We start from the raw sequence: 20314 nt of genomic DNA, 5'->3' as shown, positions 1-20314 counted from the left end.
TTTGTTGTAAATTGGATGACTAAATTCAGATTTTTGGACAATTTTTGCCCCAGATTGTTTGATCAACTGGAAGTTTTTAGTAATCTTCCAGCAGAAGAATTATCCATTAAAACGGTCAGCGATCCTGATCTTCTAAATTTATGTGGCGGAATTCCTATAGCGGCACCCACTAATTTCAAAATGTATATTGAAATGGAGGCTACCAATGTTTATGAGCTAAAGGTTTTCTGCGATCAATTTTATGTGAATAGAACAATCGATTTAAATACAAAGATCATATACAATAACACTATGATTATCCCCGATGCATATCGTGGCAATGGGGTGGGTACCAATTTGTTTTTAAATCAGGTAAAAGCTTGCAGAGAACTAGCATTCGGTGAAATCAACGTATTAGCTACCAGCGGGGCTGGATATACCGGCCATCGGCATTGGGGACGAGTTGGTTTTAGTCAATCAACCATCGATGCCGAGACTTTTCAGTCATGGTGCCTACGTTTGGGGTTTCATCAACCTAATTTATTTGAATTGTTGAAAAACGAGGAAGGATATAAGTTTTGGACAGAACTAGGGCCAACGTGGTTTGGTACTTTTAAAGTAGAGGATGACAGTCAAAATATGAGCTGGCTGCGAGAATATATTCAAATAATGCAACGGAGGAATGAGGGGATTATACCAATAGCGCTTTAGCCCGTTCAAGTTCTGCATGTAGTTCCTTTTCCACTTCAAAAACATTCTTAGCTGCATTTTCTATAATAAATGGATGCAAAGCAGGAAATGTTTTATCTGTATACTCCAGACCACGCTCTTTGAATAAGCGAAATGCCATTAATTTCTTGTGAAACTGGCTTTCTAGTTGTAATATGTTGTAATTCCAGCCCATAAAATTTGCTTATTTAAAGATAAGCAGAAAGCAAAAATAAATAAAAAAATCAGGGGCGGGAAAGAAATTTAATTAATCAGATGATAATCAATCTGTTGCATATCATCAATACCATTTCTTTAAGGCTAGCAAGCGATGTATAGTCCTAAAAACCTTTAACGCCGGCATATTGAAAACGGCGGCATTGTTAGATAATCCTGCAGCAATCTGTACGGATATTATTTTGTGTACTCAACTATTTTAGCATGTTGTCTGTCGATAAAAAACAAGCCCTACTCCTGCACCAATCTATCCAGTACTGGCGCAGCGCCCAGCTTATTTCTGAAGAGCAGGCACAAACGCTGCAAGCCAGTTACACGGTCAGGAATACCGACTGGCAGGCCATAGGCGGCTACATTTTTGTGGCAGCCATATCCTGCGCCCTCATGGCATTTGGCTCGCTGGTGCTCAATGAAAAATGGATAGAAATACTTCGCAAAAAGTTCTCGCTGAATAATGGCATGGTGGCCCTGCTCTTTGCCCTGCTTTCCGCTTTCCTGTGTTACCACGGGCAGCAGCGTCGCCGGCGGTATGACGCCTTTTCATTTGACCAGGAATTATATTGGATACTGCCCATTCTTAGTATAGGCGTGACCGTAGTATACACAGGAAAAGGACTGGATTACCTGGACGGCAATTACGGGGTGTTCTGGCTATTGGCCGGGCTGCTATACGGCGCCATTTCCGTGGTCCTTCATACCACCTTGCTGGGCATAGCCGCCCTGTTATGCGTGGTGCCGGGATATGTAAATCTTACTTATTTCCTTACCCAGCCCAGTCCCTATTGGCTGGGCATGAACCTGCCCGTGCGCATGCTGCCCCTGGGAGGCTTATTGCTGCTCATCAGCGGAGCGCTGCGCAATACCCAGGTGCCTGCGCAAACGAAACAATTGTTGTGGTATGGAGGCTGGTTATTATTGCTGGTAGCGGGCTGGCTCATTTCTATTTTTGGCAATAGCGCTACCTGGGAAAACTGGCAGGCCGTAAGGCAAATGCAGTTCATCTGGTGGGTGATTATCTATACGCTCCTTTGCAGTGGGGCCATTGCACTGGGCATCCGTTTTAAAGATACCCCCCTGCGGGATATGGGCGTAGTGTTCCTGCTGGTAGATGGGTATACCCGCTACTTCGAATACCTGTGGGACCGTACGCATAAAGGTATTTTCTTTGGCATCATGGCCATTTCTTTGTGGTTGCTGGGCCGGCAGCTAGAGCGGTATAAGCGCAAGGAGAAGGCTACGCGGCTGCCGCTTCCTTAGCAGGTGTTAAGAAGAATAACGCTTTGAAAATTAAGGCCTGGTCATCCCCTGGGCGTTAATTTTGATACAAAATAATGTGGTCTATATATACGTTTTGAGAAAGAACTATACCTTGTGCATGAACACGTTAGTAGCCCCTTTTAGCAATGTTTGCAAAACCATCCCCATGAAGAAATTAGCCTTGCTGATAGTATTTTTTATCAGTGAAAATTTCATGCCTTTCACAAACGTTTAAGATTGATAACGGCGTGACAATAATCCATCTTCACTATAAAGGTTATGATATTTTTCCCGGTTCGGTCTCTTCCTATTCCTGCCTGCTGGGGATAGAGTACCTTACCAGATCCCACTTTTACTTGTCCAGTGAGATCGGTTATTTATCTCAAGGTGGAAGGACTGCCCAGGTTAGTCAAACAGGCATAACTGCTAAATCAAAAAGAAGCCTGGACCTATGTTCATCTCAATACTACGTTCTGGGGATGTGTGATGGTGAGCAAAACGGAACTATTTGTGGGTACGGGACATTATATGAATGGGCGGCTAGGAAACGGCGTATCTGACGCCCACATTTTCGATGAATTTAAGGCGAATGCTTTTAACTGGGGAGGAAGGATTGAAGCAGGTTTTAGTGAATCACAAGGAAGATGTAAGATTGAGTTATATGCTACCTATCTCATGCCTTTTTCCGCTACGGTGTCCACCCCTTTTTCATCATGGAATGCAAGGAGCTGGGGTGCTTATGTAAGTATAGGATATCGTTTAAAATAGCAACAACCCATACACGCGCAATTTTAGTGGGTAAGAGTGAAAGGTGCATATCCTACACTTGTTCATAGGAGCTAGTGTGATGAAATTGTTTACTGATCTATTTAAACAATAGTGAATGAAGAAAATTTTTATACAATATGATTTTATGGTGTTTTTAGCAGCGTACTTCCGCCAGGCATATCTCTCTATTTGGAGATCTTATCATGGCACACCAAGCGACTTATCAGATTTTTATCGAAGTCGCGTGGAGCCATATAAAGTAGTTAGGTATTTATCTGCTATTCCCGATCCGTGCATTTCGTGCACCTCCATAAAATTTAAGAGACCAACAACTTCCTTTCCCATTCGTCGGGTAGCATATGTATTTAATTCATTCCTTTTTAAACCTTTTTTAAATATTGAAGAGTATTGCCATACGATTGAATTGCTTTCCCAACTTGATGTGGTGATACAAGGAAAGGTAAATATTCCTAATGCTCAACTAAGTAAACTAGTACAGGATATTTTTTTATGGATAGATATATTTACAATAAAGAAAATTAAAAAACAGGATTTACATCGTATCAAAAATATTGAACATCACTTTCAGAATGAATCATTTATAACCACTCCCACCGCTGACTATCTGAAAAATATTAACTTATAATTTTTATGAAGCGATTTTATTTTTTTTTGTTTTGGGCTTGGCCGCCTAAGCAACCGAGATGTATCATTAAATCTGTCAACCTATTTTAGGACGATACCCACCAAAGCACTTCATCGACCTCATCGCTATTTCACCCGGAAGCTAGCTCACAACAAGCAAAAGCAAAACTCCACACTCCCCCCTCCTCAAGACGAAAACAAAAACGGCCTATTCCTATTATGCTCTGGAAAAACATACTGATAAGATTGCTGCAAAATAATAGCTGCCGCTTCATTAATAGAACCCGCCACATGATCCGGCACCCGTCCGTACCCCGTATGCCAGGCGGTTTCATTGCCATTATCTATCAGCACCGTACTACAACCAGCGCGGTTGCCCGCCTCCACATCATCCAGGATATCTCCCAGCATCCACGAATCAGACAGGTCAATATTCAAATCTCTGGCTGCCTTGAAAAACATGCCGGGCATAGGTTTGCGGCAATCGCACTGGTAAGCGTATTGCGGGATGCATCCACCGGGATGATGCGGGCAGTAATAAAAACCATCCAGCAAAATTCCATATTCTGCCAGTAAATTTTCTAGCCGTAGGCGCACCTGTTGAAGATGCTGCTCCGGGAAATAACCACGGGCCACGCCCGCCTGATTGGTCACCACTACCAGTAAATATCCTGCGGCCTGCAATTGACGCAGTCCCCTTACCATAGACTCTTGCAAAAATATCCGTCCGGGGTCTGCATTATGCGGCATATTGTAAACCAGTGTACCGTCTTTGTCTAAAAAAATAGCCTTTCTCATAAGCATCATTTTAAATCTATCACATGATCAGTTACACTTACTACTCCACAATTAGCAAACCAAAATGCATGCTCCTCTGGTACGCAAAAGTCTGCTATCCATTTTTGTAGATATAATGCTACACAGCCATTCCCGCACTCACCGCTGACCTTGGCTTAATCCTTGCACGCAACATGACATTACTTAAATACCATATCCTATGTTTCTCCTCAATGAATATGAAAGCTGGAGCCGCATTATCTTCGACAAGCTGAACGGTTGGCGGGTAATGTTATTTAAAATGCTTCCCAACCTCGTGATCGCCATCATCATATTGGTGGTCACGCATTTTGTGGCCAGGCTGCTGCGCAAAATTACTTACCGGCTTGTGCATGGCATTGCCCATTCGGCAGCCCTGTCCAGCCTTTTTTCCAGCATGGCCTATATATGCGTAATGTTCATTGGGCTTTTCATGGCCCTCCAGGTATTGCAGTTAGAAAAAACGGTGAGTTCCCTGCTGGCGGGCGCGGGTATCATTGGGTTGGCTTTGGGTTTTGCCTTCCAGGATCTTACGGCCAATTTTATTTCGGGCATTTACATTGGCTTAAAAAAGCCTTTTGATGTGGGACATATCATTGAAACAAACGGGTTCATCGGTCATGTAGAGGATATACAACTGCGCTCCACCATTTTGCGCACGTTTGATGGATTGTATTTAAATATTCCCAATAAGGAGATCTTTCAGAAACCCATCATCAATCACACCCTTTCTACCCATGCCAAGATAGAGATCAATGTGGTAGTGCCGCTGGCCAAGAACGATCCGGATAAGATAATTGACCTGCTGCAAAACGCCTTGAAAGATGAAACGAGGCTATCCGGTGAAAAACCGCCGGAGGTGGTATTTACAGACATAGAAGGTGGCAACCTGAAACTACAGATCAATCTATGGACTAACCATCCAGCTATAGCGGCTACACGCCTGCTGCGCCACGATGTAGTGACGAAGGTAACGAAGGTACTTAAGGAAAATGACCTGCTGTAATAGCTTGCGGGTGATACACCTTCTTGTTATAATTACGTATATCCGTATACGTTAGTATCAGGGTTTCACCGGTGTGAGGGCATAGTGCTGACCGGTATGGATCAACTTATATTTCAGGGTGCGCACCACTGGCGTGGCACGCTGGGTGGCGCTGTCTGTAACTGGGAACTGCCGTACCAGCAAGCGGTGCAGGCTGTCTATATAAAAGGAGTCTTGCCCTGCATATCCCTTGGTAGCAGGTGCCACGTCGGGGAAGGTGATGCGAACGCCCTGGTGACCCTGCAAGGCCACGCCAAATACGCTGCCATAACTATTGCTACCCTGCGAGCGGGTGAAGGCGTAGATTTCCGGCTGGTGGTCGTTATCCAGGTCGCCAATGGCGGCATCGTACAGGATGCCGGTAAATCCTGGCTGTACGCTGCTATCTGGCAGGGCATCGCCCTTTTTGCGCTGCTGTATAATAAGCTGTTCTCCGTCTGTTTTTAAGGTATACTGCACTGGTCCAAAAGACAGCTGCTTGCTGGCGCTGCCTTCGCTGCTACTACTGGCATTGGCAGCAGCGCCTGTTGTTTGGGCTGCCCCACTCCCACCGCCTGCAGCGGAAGACGAAGTCTGCGTGGTAGAATCAGTGCCACCATCCGATTTAGTAACCGGTGAATTACAAGCCATCACCAAGCAGGCTATACTTGCTGCCAGTGGACAACCGTGTTTTGCAAAAAAAGAAAACCTATACATATGTTCATTTTTAGTTTTAACATTTCTTTAATGTTAGGTCAACTAACATGCCAGCTTATGAGCAGGCATACGCGCAAACTATTGACCACGTTGCATTTCAGCATACTTTCAATCTCTCACTTACTTGCAGGGCTAGTGAAAGGCAACTAGTTATCGCAGGACAATGACAGTTAAAATATTACCCGCTAACATGCTGAATATTAGAAACTTAAAAAGACGCAAGGATGGTTTTAACAAATTGTTTGGAAAAAGGGGCTAGGTTTTCGCATAATGTGCAGGCAGACAACTAGCATGAGCATTTCGGCAGGAATATTGCACCTGACTGAACAGTTTGAAAAACCATTATTCATTATCTAAATCTTTAACCATGAACAGAAAGAAAATGACCATCGCCGCTTTGAGTGCATTTGCATTTTTTGCCACTGCCACTGCTATGGCTTCCAGCACTGGTAAATATGCAGGTTTAACAACGGTAGATTCTCTGTCCACAACAGATAGTATAGCTATCGCAGACACAGCCTCCTTTGCAAACGACACGGCTGCATTTACACACGACACGGCTGCCATGAAATTGGACACCGCTGCGTTCTCACACGACACGGCTGCCATGAAATTGGACACTGCTGCTTTTATTAAAGACACCGCTTCCATGAAATTGGACACCGCTGCGTTCTCACACGACACGGCTGCCATGAAATTGGATACTGCTGCTTTTATTAAAGACACTGCTTCCATGAAATTGGACACCGCTGCGTTCTCCCATGACACGGCTGCTATGAAAATGGATACTGCTGCTTTTGTAAAAGACACCGCTGCATTTACAAAAGATTCTATTTCCATTGCTAAAGACACCGCTGCATTCCGTAAGGATACTGCTGCCATTTTCAAACAAGACACTACTTTGAAATCCGCAGCCGACACCACCGTTAAAAAATGGAAAAAAGGTCACAAGAAAGACACCACCACTACTACGCCTAAACCATAAGGAATAGGTTTTGTGTCTAAAAAAAAGCGATCCGGTAAGTACTGGATCGCTTTTTTGCGTGTAAGTATTTCCTTTGTATTGTTACTGCAGCTTATTCACCAAACACTTCTTTCAGAAAAAGCTGCATATGCTGCCAGGATCGGCGGGCGGCTGATTCGTTATACACCTTGCTACCTGGTTCTGTAAAGCCGTGCTGGGCATCGGCATAATAGATCATCTGCCAGTCAGCTTTACTATCACGCATTTCATGCTGGAAAGAAAGTACATCGGCGTCTGTCATGGTCTGATCGGCGGCGGCATGTAGCACCAGCACTTTGGCCGTTATGGGTGTTATAGGACGGGTAGTATCTCTGGCCAGGCCGCCGTGAAAAGTAACAATGCCTTTTACTGGCAGGCCGCCACGCACGGCTTCCAGGGCACCGGTTCCCCCAAAACAATACCCCATCACTACGATGCGGGCCGGATCGGCACCCTGGCGCACCAGCGCATCTATGGCGGCCTGTATGCGGCGCTGGTATATTGCATAGTTTTTCTTGTAATAGCCCGATCGCTCCGCTGCAGTAGCCATGTCGCTGAGTAGTTCGCCATTACCATATATGTCTGCCGCCAGGGCATTATAGCCCATCGCTCCCAGCTTATCGGCAACAGATTTTGCAAAAGCATTCAGTCCCAACCAGGCCGGCAGCACCACGACGCCGGGTGCCTTGCCTTTGCCGGAAGCGGCTTTCACAAAATATCCTTTGAGCGTGGCATCGCCGGATGTATAGATCAATTCATTTCCCTGCGCAGCCGCAGCGCCGCCTACGCCCACCAGCGCGGCCAGGGCAAGTATTTTTAGCATAACAATTCCAGTTTAAGTGACCCTATAAAAGTAGCGAAACTTGTCATAACAAAAACGCGGCCTTCTTGCAAAGGCCGCGTTGGTAGCAGGTATCATGGTTATGATCGACTAGAAGCTGTAGCGCAGGCCCAGTTGCATTTGGTAACGGCTGTTGAACAGGTCTTTGGAGTAAGGCGCAATGGGCTGTCCCCATTTGTACTGCGGCGTGGTAACGGTATTGCCAGCGCCATCGGTGGTGGTGATAGATTTCAGCGCCACCAGGCCTATACTGCCGGTAGAGTTGTACGTGTTTGGCGAGAAGTATTGGTAACCCCAACTCTTGTTCAGCAGGTTGGTGAGGTTCACAATATCATACGTCAGCGTGATGGTATGTTTCACCTTGCCAGCCTGTATGTTAAAGTCCTGCGCAAAGCGGAAGTCCAGCGAAGTATTCCAGGGCGTGCGGGCACCATTTCGTTCGGTAAACTCACCACGGCGGGTTTTCAGGTATTTATCGTTATCAATGTAGGTAGCAAAAGCGGCGGCCTGTGTGGCGTCGGGAATGAGCTCCTGCTCGTGGCCTTTCAGCGGAATGTAAGCCAGGCTTACCTGCTGTGCCGTATTCTGGATGGTAGCATTCTGGAAGCCATAGGTGAATGGCAAACCGGAAGAGGTGTTAAAGAACAGGGTGAAGTTAGATACCCAGGTATGTTTGTTCGCCCAATCCAGTTTGTAGTTGGCCGTAGCTACGATACGATGGCGGATGTCGAAGTTGGAGTATGCCAGGCCGGGATTATTCGGGTTCAGGGCCGGGTTTAGCTGCCAGTTAGATTCCATAGAGTTGCGGATACCGTTGGTCACGTCTTTAGACTGGCCGTAAGTATAGGCTGCCATTACATTCAGCCCAAAGGGGAATGATTTAGTGACCTGGCCAGTGATGCTGTACCGGTTACCATCCTTGGTGTTAGACAGCAGGTAAGCGTTGGTGAACAGGGGATTGATCTTGCCCCCATTGCTCCAGATAGGCTGCTGGTGTTTGGTATCATAAGAAAAATAAATGGGGTTGTCTGGCACATTTACCTGCTGGAATTTCAGGTCATAAATTACTTTGGTGTAAATACCTTCTACGGTAAATTTCCAGCCATCGGTGGTGGTGTAATCAAAGGCCAGGCTGCTTCTCCATGCCTGCGGCATTTTAAAGTTGTTGTCAATCATATCTACCTGGGTGGCACCTGCAGCATCATTTACATTTACACCTTGTTTAGCGGCAAAGTTAGCAGCCCCGATCACCCCCTTACCCGGGTTGGCAATGGCGTCGCGGATAGGGTCTGTACCAGCTACAAAGGGTTTCACAGAAGCTTTGTTATCATACGCGCCATAGGTTACCCCATTGTTATAGTAAGCATATCCCATCCAGGCAAAAGGGATACGGCCGGTAAACAGGCCGGTACCGCCGCGCAGGATGGCGCTTTGGTCGCCATTGATATCGTAGTTAAAGCCCAGCCGGGGCGACACCTGTACGTTATTCATGAAATCGTTGCGGATGTCTTTCGGCTTGGTATAAGTAAAGGTGTTTCCATAATACTGGTCTACTGGTGCACCCGTAGTTTTGGAACTTAGCGGCTGCTTATTCGGGATATCGGTGTAGTCGAAACGAACGCCCAACGTTAGGCGGAATCTATCGGACAGTTGTATTTCGTCCTGGCCATACAGGCTAAACAGGTTTACTTTAAACTTAGCCGGCGGATTGTCCATGATGTATTCACGGGTATTGTTGGTATAATTAAAGTTACCCCGTACGCGGCTGGGATTGTTGGCCAGGAAATCGGCCACAGAGCCATAATCCACGCGACCATTCCAGGAGTTTACAAAGCCGTAGGTGATGTTATAAAACTCGTTGTGCGTACCCACCGTCCAGGTGTTTTTACCTTTGAAGATGGTAACGTTATCGGTTACTTCCATCGTTTTTTGCTTCATGTTAAAGATAGCCGCTTCGCGGTCTGTACCCAGGAAAATGGTACCACTACCATTAGGTCCGGCAATCTGTATCTGCGGCAAAGCAGGATTGGAAGCAGGCGTACGGTAATCGTGTATATCGGAATAACCCAGTACCAGGTTATTGGAAACTACGTTATTAAAACGGCTCTTCAACTCTGCCACGGTAGAGTTCTGGTTATTGGTCTGTACGTAATCAATGCCTTTAAAGCGGAAATCCTGCTGATCGCGTTCCAGGTTTGTTGCCTCGGAATGTATGTAGTTATTGCGCAGCGACAACTGATGTTTATCGCTGATATTCCAATCCAGTCGGTTAAAGAACTTATTGGAATTGGAATAAATGCTGGAGTTGCCGTAAGTACCGGGATCTACACCATAGGCTGTTTTCATATGATCAGTGATGGCCTGTGCGTCTTGCAAGGTCATTAACTGCCCAATATCTTTTGAACCGGCAGCGAGGATCACTGGATCTACGCGACGGGTAATTTCTTCATTGGTGAAGAAAAACAATTTGTCTTTGATGATAGGAAAACCAAGGCGGATGCCTGCCTGGTAATCATGAAAATCGGATGGTTCTTTGGAACCATCGCCGGCATTGTTCTTACCGATAAACCCGGCCGTACGGCCAAAACCATATACAGAACCATGAAAAGTGTTCGTACCACTGCGGGTTACGGCGTTAATAGAACCGCCGAGGAAGTTACCGATCTTCACATCGTAAGGCGCCAGCAATACCTGAATGTCCTGCACCGCGTCTAGCGATACGGGGTTGGTACGGGTAGAGCTACCGGGCTGGCCGGAAGCGTTGGTTTGTCCACCCAAGGAAGGACTGAACCCAATCGCATCGTTGTTAATGGCGCCATCCAGTGTTACGTTGTTGTACCGGAAGTTGGTACCCAGGAAAGAGTTGTTATTGCTCTGCGGCGTTGTGCGGGTCATATCTTGCAGGCTACGGTTGGCGGAAGGCAGGTTCTTAAGCTGGTCCTGGCCTATTTTAGTGCCTCCATTCCGGGGAGCTGTCTGGCCTTTAACCACAACTTCTTGCAAGGCGGTAGATGCTTCCGCCAGGGTAAAGTTGAGCGTAGTGCCACCCAAAGTAAGGTTCAGGTCTGTGCGTTCCTGTTGCTGATACCCCACGTAAGTAATTGTGAGGTGGTAAGGGCCGCCGGGATTAAGGTTGGTAATGATGTAGCGCCCATCAGCGTTGGTGGTAGCGCCGGCTTTAGCACCGGTAGCCGTATTGATCACGATCACGGTAACACCGGGCAGGTTTTCGCCTTTGGTGCTGGCTATTTTACCGGTGATCTGGGCGGTAGTTACCTGCGCATACAATGCAGGCGTTGAAAAAAATAAACTGGCAAGGAGTACGAATGCTGCGTAAAACTTATTCACGTGCGTAAAATTTTTGCAAACCTACCCACCAACTGTTAAGGAATTGTTACGTGAACATTATGTAAAAGTTAATACTCATTAAGTATACTTATCATCGGTTTATTATATAAAATTATGGGCAAAGTAATTTGACTTATTATTTGTTTAGGCTTATTGATGATATGCGTTACCGTAAAGTTCTTTTACTGGTCATACATACGTGACACCATCAGGTAGCAGGGCAACTTTTTACATTTGCACTATTCTTATAAAAGATTATATTGTTACAACTAAAACGCTCGCTATGCAAAGCATTTCTCCTAACCTCTTTGTCAGGGATATCCTACTCAGTATTGCCTTTTATGAAAAGCTAGGATTTAAAAAAGTAATGACCGTACCAGAGGCCGCACCTTATGTCTGGGCCATGTTGGAGAGCGGGTCGGTAAATATTATGTTGCAAACCTTGGAAAGCCTGGGCACGGAGCTGCCGGAAATTCAGCGGGACAAAACAGGTGGTTCACTGTTATTGTACATTAAGCGGGAGGAAGTAACATCGTTTTTCGAAAGTATACGGGGTAAGGTTACCGTACTAAAGGGCCTTGAAAAAACATTTTACGGTGCTACAGAATTTACCATCATCGATACAGATGGTTATGTGCTTACTTTTGCGGCGGATGAATAAAGGAACTAGAGTGCAGGGGTAATGCTGGCAAACATATACCCCTGCGAACAAAAAAACATACATCATCCCCACGAGATAACTACTGTTGGCCCAGGAACAATCGGGATAAGATGCCCATTGCCAGTAATGCCAAACATACCAGCAGGCTTAATAAAGAGCGGCGGCCAAAATTATTGCGCAGCAATAAACCCAGGGAAAGCAATAATTCCTTTTGTTTTACACTGGCGCGCACGAGTATGCTGCCATTAGCCATATTCAGGTGCCAGGGTTCTTTGGCACTCATCACAATACGGTTTTCCTCCCGCCACTGCCAGTCTGCAGAAAACAGGCGACTGTTCATCCAGCGGAAGCTACTGCCGTCTGCTAATTTGAGCATTGCCCGGGGCATCCAACGGAAAAACGGCTGAATGGTGAGTGCTCCCAGGGAGGTATGGGTGTCTTTGTCTTCAATATGAATGATGTTCTGGAAAAGCCCGCGCTTGCTAAATGAAAAGCGGCGTCCGGCAATTTCGGCGTCCATCGTCCAGCCCAGCCATTCCTTTTTATAAACTTTACCGATCTTTACCGCTTCTTTAAAAATGGAATAGTTGTCGGGCAACGCAGCTGTTTGGTAATTGAGCGTTTGCAACATGAGGGGGAATTTTTAACGTGGTCAATATAAATTTACAAAAAATAACGGATTATACAAGCGGAAATCCCCGACGGGGCATCCTATAATATTAAAATAAACTATTTATTATTTTTGAGCAGTTGAAAGGAGAGGATCGTGATGGCGCTGGCTGGTATAAAATGAAAAGGGCGTATCCTAAATGTGATACGCCCTTTTTATATATGGTAAAGCCAGTACGGTAAAATGAATGATGATACTTGAATGGTGCTATTGTAACTATAACCTGTCTTAAAAACGGGACCCTTACCGTACCGGGTTTTACGATTTTCTTAGTGCATGGCAGAGGCATCCAGCTTGGCAGCCTTCGTGCTTTTTACCATGAGCACAAACGGAATGCAGATGAGAAACATTACCCCCAGGTACAGGAAGGTTTCCATGTACGACATAACGGTAGCTTGCTTCATCACGGCATACTCTATACCTTGGTAAGCCGATTTCAGGGCAATATTCGGTGCCATGCCATGGGCCATGAAATTGGCCTGGGCTCCGGATACCCTTTGTTGTGTGGCCAGGTTATCAACGGTCACATGGCTTACCAGGTCGCTATGATGACGCTGCGTAGTACGGGCAATGAAAGTCGAGATCAGCGCCACACCAAATGAACCGCCTAGCTGGCGCATCATACCGGTAAAGGCGGCACCTTCCCCAATTTGTTTGCCTTTGAGGGTAGATAGCGATAACATGGTGATCGGTATGAACAGGAAGGCCAGACCTAACCCGCGCACCACCAGCATCCAGAAAAAGTTCTCCGCGCCGGTATCGGGCGTAATAATATTATACCCCCAGAAACTGTAAATAAAGAACGTAAGCATGCCAAAGGCCACCATATATTGGTGCTTAAGCCCACGCTGCAGTAGCTGGCCTACGATGGGCATCATAAAGGCCGTTACCAGGGAAGCCGGCAGCATGAGTAACCCCGATTCCTGGGCCGTCCAGCCCAGCGTAGCCTGGGTATACAGCGGGATAATAAAGGTGGAGCCATACAACCCGAAACCAAGAATAAAGGACAGGATAGTACCCACCCTTAAATTCCCATTGCCTAAAACCCGGAGGTTTACGATAGGGTTGCGGAAAGTAAGTTCCCGCCACAGGAAGAAGAAGAACCCAAAGAAGGAAGCGATGGAGAAGCATACGATCAAGTCACTGGAAAACCAGTCTTCATCCTGGCCGCGTTCCAGCACAAACTGCAGGGAGCCTACAAATACGGCCAGCCATAAAATGCCAAACCAGTCTACATCCTTAATAGCCGTTTTCTCTCCGTATTTCGGGCTTTTTACAAACTCCAGGGTAAAGAGGGTGGAAATTACACCCAGGGGAACGTTAATGTAAAAAATGTAAGGCCAGTCGAAGTTATCCACGATGTAGCCCCCCAGTGGAGGCCCCAGCGTAGGGCCTACAATTACCCCCATACCGTAAATAGCCTGGGCCATACCGCGTTTTTCCGGCGGATAGGCTTCCGTAATGAGGGTTTGAGAGGTAACCAGTAGCGCACCGCCGCCCACGCCTTGCAGGAAGCGGAAGATGATGAGTTCTGGCATGGTGTGCGCATTACCGCACAAGAAAGAACAAATCGTGAAGATCACGATCGATGCCGCGAAGTAGTTACGCCGTCCAAATTGCTGGGACAACCAACTGGTCATCGGCACAATGATTACATTACCGATAGCGTAGGCAGTTACTACCCAGCTTACTTCGGTAAGCGTAGCCCCCATGTTCCCTTTTATATTATTCAGCGCAACGTTTACAATAGTGGTATCCACGATCTCCAACAGTGCGCACAATACGGCCGTAATGGTGATAATCACCCGGCGGAAACCGTACTCTACCAATGAGTCTTGTTGTTGCATACGTAATATGTTTAAAGCGCCACGAGCCATGCCGTTAGCTTTTAGCAAACAATTTTAATTCCTTTCATCCAAGCTATTACTTCCTGACTGCTAAAAGCTAACGGCATGCGCCGCAGGCCTTGTATTAGTCTAAATGCACATCCACGTTCACGTTCATGCCCGGGCGCAGCGATTTAATGCGCTCATCCTTGGCATCTACGAACTCTACTTTCACCGGCAGGCGCTGTACTACTTTTACGAAGTTGCCAGATGCATTGTCGGGCGGCAGCAGGGCAAAGCGTGCGCCGGTAGCAGGAGAAAAGGAAGTGAGTTTGGCTTCGAATTCATGATCGGGATAAGCATCCACCGTTACCATTACTTTTTGGCCAATTTTCATTTTAGTAAGCTGTGTTTCTTTGTAGTTGGCAATTACCCAAGGTGCTTCGTCCAGCACGAGGTTAAAAAGGGCCTGACCGGCCTGAACGAACTGCCCTACCTGGATATTGGTTTTGCTCAGGATACCATCTGTAGCCGCCGTTACCACGGTATAAGACAGTTCCAGTTCTGCATTGGCCAGGTCTGCTTCGCGCTGCTGGATGGTAGCTTGTTGAACAGGCACCTGGTTAATGGTGGTGCGGGTCTGTGAACTTACCGTATTAGTTTGGCTGGAAGCCTGGTTACGCTGGCTTTGCAGCACCTGCAACTGGCGTTCTGCACTTTGCTTGGCTGCTTGGGCCTGTTCGTATTGTTGTTGGGTAATAGAATGATCTTTAATCAGATTGGCGTAGCGTTCAAAGTCCTGATTGGCTCTCCACAGGGTAACTTTGGCAGCTTCTATCTGGGCGTCTACGATGGCCACGTTAGCCTGTGTAGAATTGATACCTTCTTTAGCAGCGGCAGCGGCAGCTTCAGATACGGCCAGGCCGCTCTTAGCCGCAGCCAGTGCTGCTTTGGCTTCTTCTACTTTAATCAGTTCATCGCGGTTGTCGAGTACCAGCAGGGTATCGCCTTTTTTCACCCGTTGGTTATCTACCACGTGTACTTCTGTAATGTAACCACTGATACGGGGAATAACCGGGCTGATATTGGCTTCGATCTGTGCATCATCCGTTTCTTCATGGTGCTGGCCATGAATGTATTTGGTAATACCGAACGCACCACCGGCAATCACCAGGATAGCCAAAACTATGATAAAGCGCTTGTTACTTTTTTTAGGTGTTTCTTCCACTTGTGTTTCTTTAGTTTCCATATAAATGGGTTTTATATTGAAAGGTGTGTTTTTACTGATTATTGTTTACGTTGCTATACTGGGTGTGCAGGGTACCACTGGCCTGCAGCAGTTTTTTATAGGCCACTGCGGCATCGGCTTTAGAGAAGGCGAAGTTCAACACTGCCTGTAGCTGGGCTACGTTGGCGTCCAGCAAGTCGGTGGTGGTCACCAGGTTGTTGTCGTGTTTATTTTTAGTGATCTTATAGTTTTCGTTGGCCTGTTCTACCGCTACATTATATACATCGATTTGTTTGCGGGCCAGCAAATAATCTTCATATGCCTGGTTAATTTGCAGGCGCATCTGATCGTCCAATGCTTGCTGGTTAGCTTCCACCTGGCGGGCCTGTGCCTTAGCTTTATCTACTTTGGCACCGGTTTTCCAGAAGGTAGCCACGTTATAGGAAACGCCTACACCGATATTCAGTGCATTGGTCACTTCTGCCAGATGGGGAATATTTATGGCTACATAACCACCAGAGAGGGCAACGGTAGGCAGGTAGTCTGCTTTGGCAATGCCGATGGCCGAGTTGGCAGCTTTTGCGCGGGCAGCCAGGGCGGCAACATCCTTACGATTTTGCGCGGCAGCTTGTTCCCACTCTACTACAGATTTTGCATCGGGTAGGGAGTCCAGGCCCGTGCTATCTACTTCCAACTGGGTGTCTTCGGGAAGGCCCAGCATAAGGTCCATATTAACATTAGCCATTTTACGGTTACGCTGTGCATCCAACAGGGTAAGTTCTACATTGGAAGTTTGGAGTTCAGATTTCAAGAGGTCGTTGCGAGCCAACAATCCGTTTTTCTCCATGTTAGAAAAGTCGCGGTCTCTTTGACGGGACTGGTCTAGGTTCTGCTGCACCAGCTCCACAGAACGGGTAGATTTATACAGGTTGCTATAAGCATTCACCGTATTCTGTATAACCGCGTCGCGGTTGCTTTCTGCATCCAGCTTAGCGGCTTCTGCCAGGTACTTGGCAGATTCGATGCCGTATTTGATTTTACCACCGGTGTACAGGGGTAGCGCTAGGCTGGCCATACCGTACATAGCGGAAGAAACCTTCGGAGAGCTACTGCTGCCACTACCGGAAGAGTCGGAACTACCGCCGGTACGCAAGGTAATGTTAGGATTGTTCAGGCGGAGGTAAGATCCGCTTAATTTCAGGTCAGGGAGCCTGTCATCTTTTGCTTCTCTGAGCGAAGCGGTGGCCTCATCAATCTGTGCCTGATTCAATTTGAGCTGTTTGCTGTTTTGCAAACCCAACTGAATCGCTTCGTCCAGTGTCAGTTTCCGGGCTGTTTGCGCCGATGCTTGCTGCACGGAGAACAGCGCGAAGCAAAGGAGCAACCAAACGCCAACTTTGTTAAACACGTTAGGCTTCATACGTCAATAATGCTTTAAATACTGTTTTTAAATAACTGGTTAATGTTTCCTTTAAGTGCGTCCGAAAGTCATCATCCGACATTTTTTCCAGATCATGCTTACGTCGGTAATGTTTTGCGTTGTTTAAAACCTGATTAGTTGTGCCAATTAGCAAGGCCATCATCAGGCTACAATCTATCTCATGTTTAAACTCCCCTAATTCCTGGCCATCTTTCACGATCCGGTTGATTACAGCGAAATTGCGTTCTCTTACTCCTTCTATTTTATCAGCGATGACGCAACTTTGCGATTCTACCTGTTCCCGCATCCATATCTTATTGAAATAGGGTTGGCTGGTCAATTTCCCGACATAAGCATCGATGAGGGCATAAATTTTTTGGAAGGTGGTCAAAGACTGGTCGTAATACAATGCTTCCAGTTGTGCCCTGCTGCCTTCCATGCGGCGATCAAATACCGCCTCCATCAGTTTTTCTTTGGACCCGAAGTAGTAAGAAATCATGGACACATTGGTATTAGCCTCATGTGCAATATCCCGTACGGAAGCACCTTCAAAGCCCTTTTCGGCAAACAGCTTTTCAGCGGCTTCAATGATGGTCATCTGTTTCTTGGTATATTCCATGTCTTGATCTGATTTCGGCCGCAAAGTTCAAACAAACGTTTGAATAAAACAAACACTTGTTTGAACTTTTTATAAAAATTTTTATAACTAATTCATTAACAGACGTTCACAGTATAAAAACAATTGTAAGATGTCCCAGAATGGGTTATTATTGGAAAAAGGATCAGGATTTTGACAGGATATATCCAGCGCAAAATGTCAAACACGCTGCAAAGTTAAAATGATTTTATGTGAATATATACAGGAAATTTATCTATTTGCTATGATTTAATCTTGTCTTAATATCCGTTTATAACTAGGGCTATATATAATATTTAAAATAAATTATAATATATTGGGGTATGTATTAAGCCCCGGATTAATTTCCTGTAGTAAAACAGCTATCATACGGAAGCAGATTAATATATATTTTTGATCAAATATTACTATCTTAGAAACTCAAATAATCCAACCCCCTAATAAAATCATGGTTGGCCGGACAGCAAACAAACGGATCTGCCGGATATAAAATTTGGATGTATTTTAAAGTAACGGATTACAAGTACTGCTTTGCTGCTCATCACTAATACCATATTCCACCGTATGGCACTACCTTCCGATTACATGGTCTCAATCTGAAAATATTAATATCAAAGTGAATCTGCAGGATTACATTTCATCAGGCATCCTGGAAAAATATGTTCTGGGCTTAGCTTCTCCTCAAGAAATGGAGGAAATAAAACATTTGCGTAAGTTGTTGCCGGAAATCAGGGCCGAACTAATGTCCGTGGAACTGCGCATTGAAAAGGTGTTGCTGGACGCGCCGGTGGCTCCGCCTGCCATAGCCTTTTCACAGGTTATGCAACGGCTGGACTGGCAGCAAACTAACCATTCCTCGCAGGGCGCTACACCACACACTTCCCAGCCTTCTTACCTATTGCAGTCTGGCAAAACAATGACCATCAGCATATGGTGGCGCTGCGCTTTCCTGGTGGTAGCGGTGCTGGCCATTGTATTTGCGATCTCCACGCTTTACTTTTACCACCGTGCGCAGGCATTCGAGCAATTATTCTGGCGCCGGTAACGATTTCTTTTACACAAATGCACTGTGACCTGTAATAGCCCGTCCTACAATCAGGCTATTGATTTCTTTTGTGCCTTCATAAGAATAAATAGCTTCTGCATCGGCCACGAAGCGGGCTACGTTGTATTCCAGCAAAATGCCATTGCCCCCCATCACTTCCCGGGCACCCCTTACCACATCGCGGGTGCGCATGCTACAGAATACTTTGGCCAATGAAGCATGTTCGTCTTCCAGGCGGCCCGCATCCTGCAAGGCAGACAGGCGGAACACCAGGGTTTGCATGGCCGTAAGGTTAGATAACATTTCTACCAGGTGATTTTGTATTAACTGAAAAGAGGCGATTGGTTTGCCAAATTGTTTTCGCTGCATGGTATAGGCCAGGGCATTTTCATAAGCGCCCCGGGCGCAGCCCACGGCCTGCCAGGCCACGCCTGCACGGGTCATGCGCAACACCTTGGCCGTATCTTTAAAGCTGTTGGCATGCTGCAGCCGGTCTAATTCGCTCACCTGGCAATCCTGTAAGGTGATAAGCCCATTCTGCACAATGCGCAGCGCCATTTTATCTTCCATCTTTGCTACGTGCAAACCAGGGGTATCCTTGCGCAGCAGGAATCCCTTTACCTGGTTATCGGCAGTATCGCGGGCCCAGATGACCAGCACGTCTGCAAAGGTGGCATTACCTATCCACTTTTTCTGACCATTGAGCGTCCAGGTATCCCCATGGCGTGTAGCCGTAGTAGTTAGTCCGCCTGCCGCACCGCTACCCACTTCCGGCTCGGTAAGCCCAAAAGCGCCGATGGTTTTTAGCTGCTGCATGCCGGGCAGCCATTCCTGTTTTTGTGCATCAGATCCCAGCAAATAAATAGACCCCATTGCCAGGCCGCTCTGCACACCGAAGAAAGTGGCTATGCTGGCATCTACCCGCGCTATTTCCATAGCGATGATGCCTTCCATGATAAAGGAACGGTGAGGACATCCATAACCTTCATAAGTAACCCCACAGATATTAAGCTCCGCCAGTTTAGGAATGATCTCAAAGGGAAATGCCGCCTTGTTCCAGTAATGATTAGCGATGGGTTGAATTTCTTTTTCCATGAAAGCGCGCACCTTTAACTGCAGTGCGCGATCGGCCGGCAGCAGGTCTGTACCCAGGTCGTAGAAGTCGCCGTTAATAGCGGGCTGCTGCTTTTTTGCATGACCAGCACCGCCCAGCATTTTTATAAGTCCATTTAGCTGGGTACCGTCCATCTTGCCTACGGTGGCCACCAGTTTGGGAAGGTCTACTTTTTGAGAGAGCTTACCCAGTTGTTCTATATCTATACTTTTGAACAGGTGAATGGCCTGTTTTATTTTGGTGAAGGTGTTCATTGCAGTTGTTTTCGTGGCAGGCTAAATGTAATGATTATTTTATGGGATGACCCAAGGTCTGCCCTGCTGCAATCAAAAAACTGGCCGGGAAAAATCCGCGGCCAGGTTAGGGTTCT

At 46.5% G+C, this 20314-nt stretch carries 18 protein-coding genes; 7 read left to right on the top strand and 11 right to left on the bottom strand.

Annotated features, from left to right (window positions below; all coding sequences use genetic code 11):
• The first annotated feature begins 15 nt into the window (after positions 1-15).
• Complete coding sequence (locus tag GA0116948_RS19660; protein WP_089715422.1) at positions 16-690, top strand: hypothetical protein; 675 nt, start codon at positions 16-18, stop codon at positions 688-690.
• Here the strand turns inward: GA0116948_RS19660 and GA0116948_RS19655 are convergent.
• Positions 671-883 (bottom strand): hypothetical protein, encoded by a 213-nt coding sequence (locus GA0116948_RS19655; RefSeq protein WP_089715420.1) that lies wholly within the window; start codon positions 881-883, stop codon positions 671-673. The genes GA0116948_RS19660 and GA0116948_RS19655 overlap by 20 nt on opposite strands.
• 245 nt (positions 884-1128) lie before the next feature.
• Here GA0116948_RS19655 and GA0116948_RS19650 point away from each other — a divergent pair, with 245 nt between their 5' ends.
• Positions 1129-2181, top strand: coding sequence for a hypothetical protein (locus tag GA0116948_RS19650; RefSeq protein WP_089715419.1), 1053 nt, complete (start codon positions 1129-1131; stop codon positions 2179-2181).
• Positions 2182-3064: 883 nt separating this feature from the next.
• Entirely contained in the window at positions 3065-3595 is a 531-nt protein-coding gene (locus GA0116948_RS19640; RefSeq protein ID WP_089715414.1) for a hypothetical protein, read from the top strand.
• A 185-nt stretch (positions 3596-3780) separates the two neighbouring features.
• Here GA0116948_RS19640 and GA0116948_RS19635 read toward each other — a convergent pair whose 3' ends face one another.
• Positions 3781-4392, bottom strand: a complete 612-nt coding sequence (locus GA0116948_RS19635) for a D-glycero-alpha-D-manno-heptose-1,7-bisphosphate 7-phosphatase (RefSeq protein ID WP_089715432.1) — start codon at positions 4390-4392, stop codon at positions 3781-3783.
• Positions 4393-4591: 199 nt separating this feature from the next.
• On the opposite strand from GA0116948_RS19635, the gene GA0116948_RS19630 reads away from it, so the two are divergent.
• Positions 4592-5416, top strand: coding sequence for a mechanosensitive ion channel family protein (locus GA0116948_RS19630; protein WP_089715412.1), 825 nt, complete (start codon positions 4592-4594; stop codon positions 5414-5416).
• 57 nt (positions 5417-5473) lie between these two features.
• Here the strand turns inward: GA0116948_RS19630 and GA0116948_RS19625 are convergent, their stop codons facing one another.
• A complete protein-coding gene (locus tag GA0116948_RS19625) occupies positions 5474-6151 on the bottom strand; it encodes a hypothetical protein (RefSeq protein ID WP_089715410.1) in 678 nt (225 codons plus the stop codon).
• A 367-nt stretch (positions 6152-6518) separates the two neighbouring features.
• Between GA0116948_RS19625 and GA0116948_RS21340 the strand changes: the two genes are divergently transcribed.
• On the top strand, positions 6519-7136 hold the full coding sequence (locus GA0116948_RS21340; RefSeq protein WP_165798540.1) for a hypothetical protein: 618 nt from the start codon (positions 6519-6521) through the stop codon (positions 7134-7136).
• Between the two features lie 91 nt (positions 7137-7227).
• On the opposite strand, the gene GA0116948_RS19615 is transcribed toward GA0116948_RS21340, so the two are convergent.
• The gene (locus GA0116948_RS19615; RefSeq protein WP_089715406.1) at positions 7228-7977 is read right to left on the bottom strand and encodes a dienelactone hydrolase family protein; all 750 of its coding nucleotides are present in this window, start codon (positions 7975-7977) and stop codon (positions 7228-7230) included.
• A 108-nt stretch (positions 7978-8085) separates the two neighbouring features.
• On the bottom strand, positions 8086-11343 hold the full coding sequence (locus GA0116948_RS19610; protein WP_089715405.1) for a TonB-dependent receptor: 3258 nt from the start codon (positions 11341-11343) through the stop codon (positions 8086-8088).
• Positions 11344-11626: 283 nt separating this feature from the next.
• On the opposite strand from GA0116948_RS19610, the gene GA0116948_RS19605 reads away from it, so the two are divergent.
• Positions 11627-12004: a VOC family protein gene (locus GA0116948_RS19605; protein WP_089715403.1), complete on the top strand. Its 378-nt coding sequence runs from the start codon at positions 11627-11629 to the stop codon at positions 12002-12004.
• Positions 12005-12083: 79 nt separating this feature from the next.
• On the opposite strand, the gene GA0116948_RS19600 is transcribed toward GA0116948_RS19605, so the two are convergent.
• The 5 genes from GA0116948_RS19600 to GA0116948_RS19580 all read right to left on the bottom strand — a co-directional run bounded on the left by GA0116948_RS19600 (position 12084) and on the right by GA0116948_RS19580 (position 17746).
• A complete protein-coding gene (locus GA0116948_RS19600) occupies positions 12084-12635 on the bottom strand; it encodes a hypothetical protein (protein ID WP_089715402.1) in 552 nt (183 codons plus the stop codon).
• Positions 12636-12943: 308 nt separating this feature from the next.
• Positions 12944-14521 carry a DHA2 family efflux MFS transporter permease subunit gene (locus tag GA0116948_RS19595; RefSeq protein ID WP_089715400.1) on the bottom strand — a complete coding sequence of 526 codons (1578 nt, stop codon included), beginning with the start codon at positions 14519-14521 and terminating at the stop codon, positions 12944-12946.
• Between the two features lie 124 nt (positions 14522-14645).
• Positions 14646-15749 (bottom strand): HlyD family secretion protein, encoded by a 1104-nt coding sequence (locus GA0116948_RS19590; protein ID WP_089715399.1) that lies wholly within the window; start codon positions 15747-15749, stop codon positions 14646-14648.
• 31 nt (positions 15750-15780) lie between these two features.
• Positions 15781-17148, bottom strand: coding sequence for a TolC family protein (locus GA0116948_RS19585; protein ID WP_089715397.1), 1368 nt, complete (start codon positions 17146-17148; stop codon positions 15781-15783).
• Positions 17138-17746: a TetR/AcrR family transcriptional regulator gene (locus GA0116948_RS19580; protein WP_165798539.1), complete on the bottom strand. Its 609-nt coding sequence runs from the start codon at positions 17744-17746 to the stop codon at positions 17138-17140. The genes GA0116948_RS19585 and GA0116948_RS19580 overlap by 11 nt, the downstream gene beginning before the upstream one ends.
• 655 nt (positions 17747-18401) lie before the next feature.
• Here GA0116948_RS19580 and GA0116948_RS19575 point away from each other — a divergent pair.
• The gene (locus tag GA0116948_RS19575) at positions 18402-18830 is read left to right on the top strand and encodes a hypothetical protein (protein ID WP_089715394.1); all 429 of its coding nucleotides are present in this window, start codon (positions 18402-18404) and stop codon (positions 18828-18830) included.
• A 9-nt stretch (positions 18831-18839) separates the two neighbouring features.
• Here GA0116948_RS19575 and GA0116948_RS19570 read toward each other — a convergent pair whose 3' ends face one another.
• On the bottom strand, positions 18840-20198 hold the full coding sequence (locus tag GA0116948_RS19570; protein WP_089715392.1) for an acyl-CoA dehydrogenase family protein: 1359 nt from the start codon (positions 20196-20198) through the stop codon (positions 18840-18842).
• Positions 20199-20314 lie beyond the last annotated feature (116 nt).

Source organism: Chitinophaga costaii (genome assembly GCF_900094705.1).
In the GTDB taxonomy this organism is placed as follows: domain Bacteria; phylum Bacteroidota; class Bacteroidia; order Chitinophagales; family Chitinophagaceae; genus Chitinophaga; species Chitinophaga costaii.
This window is presented reverse-complemented; position numbering and strand designations above follow the sequence as displayed.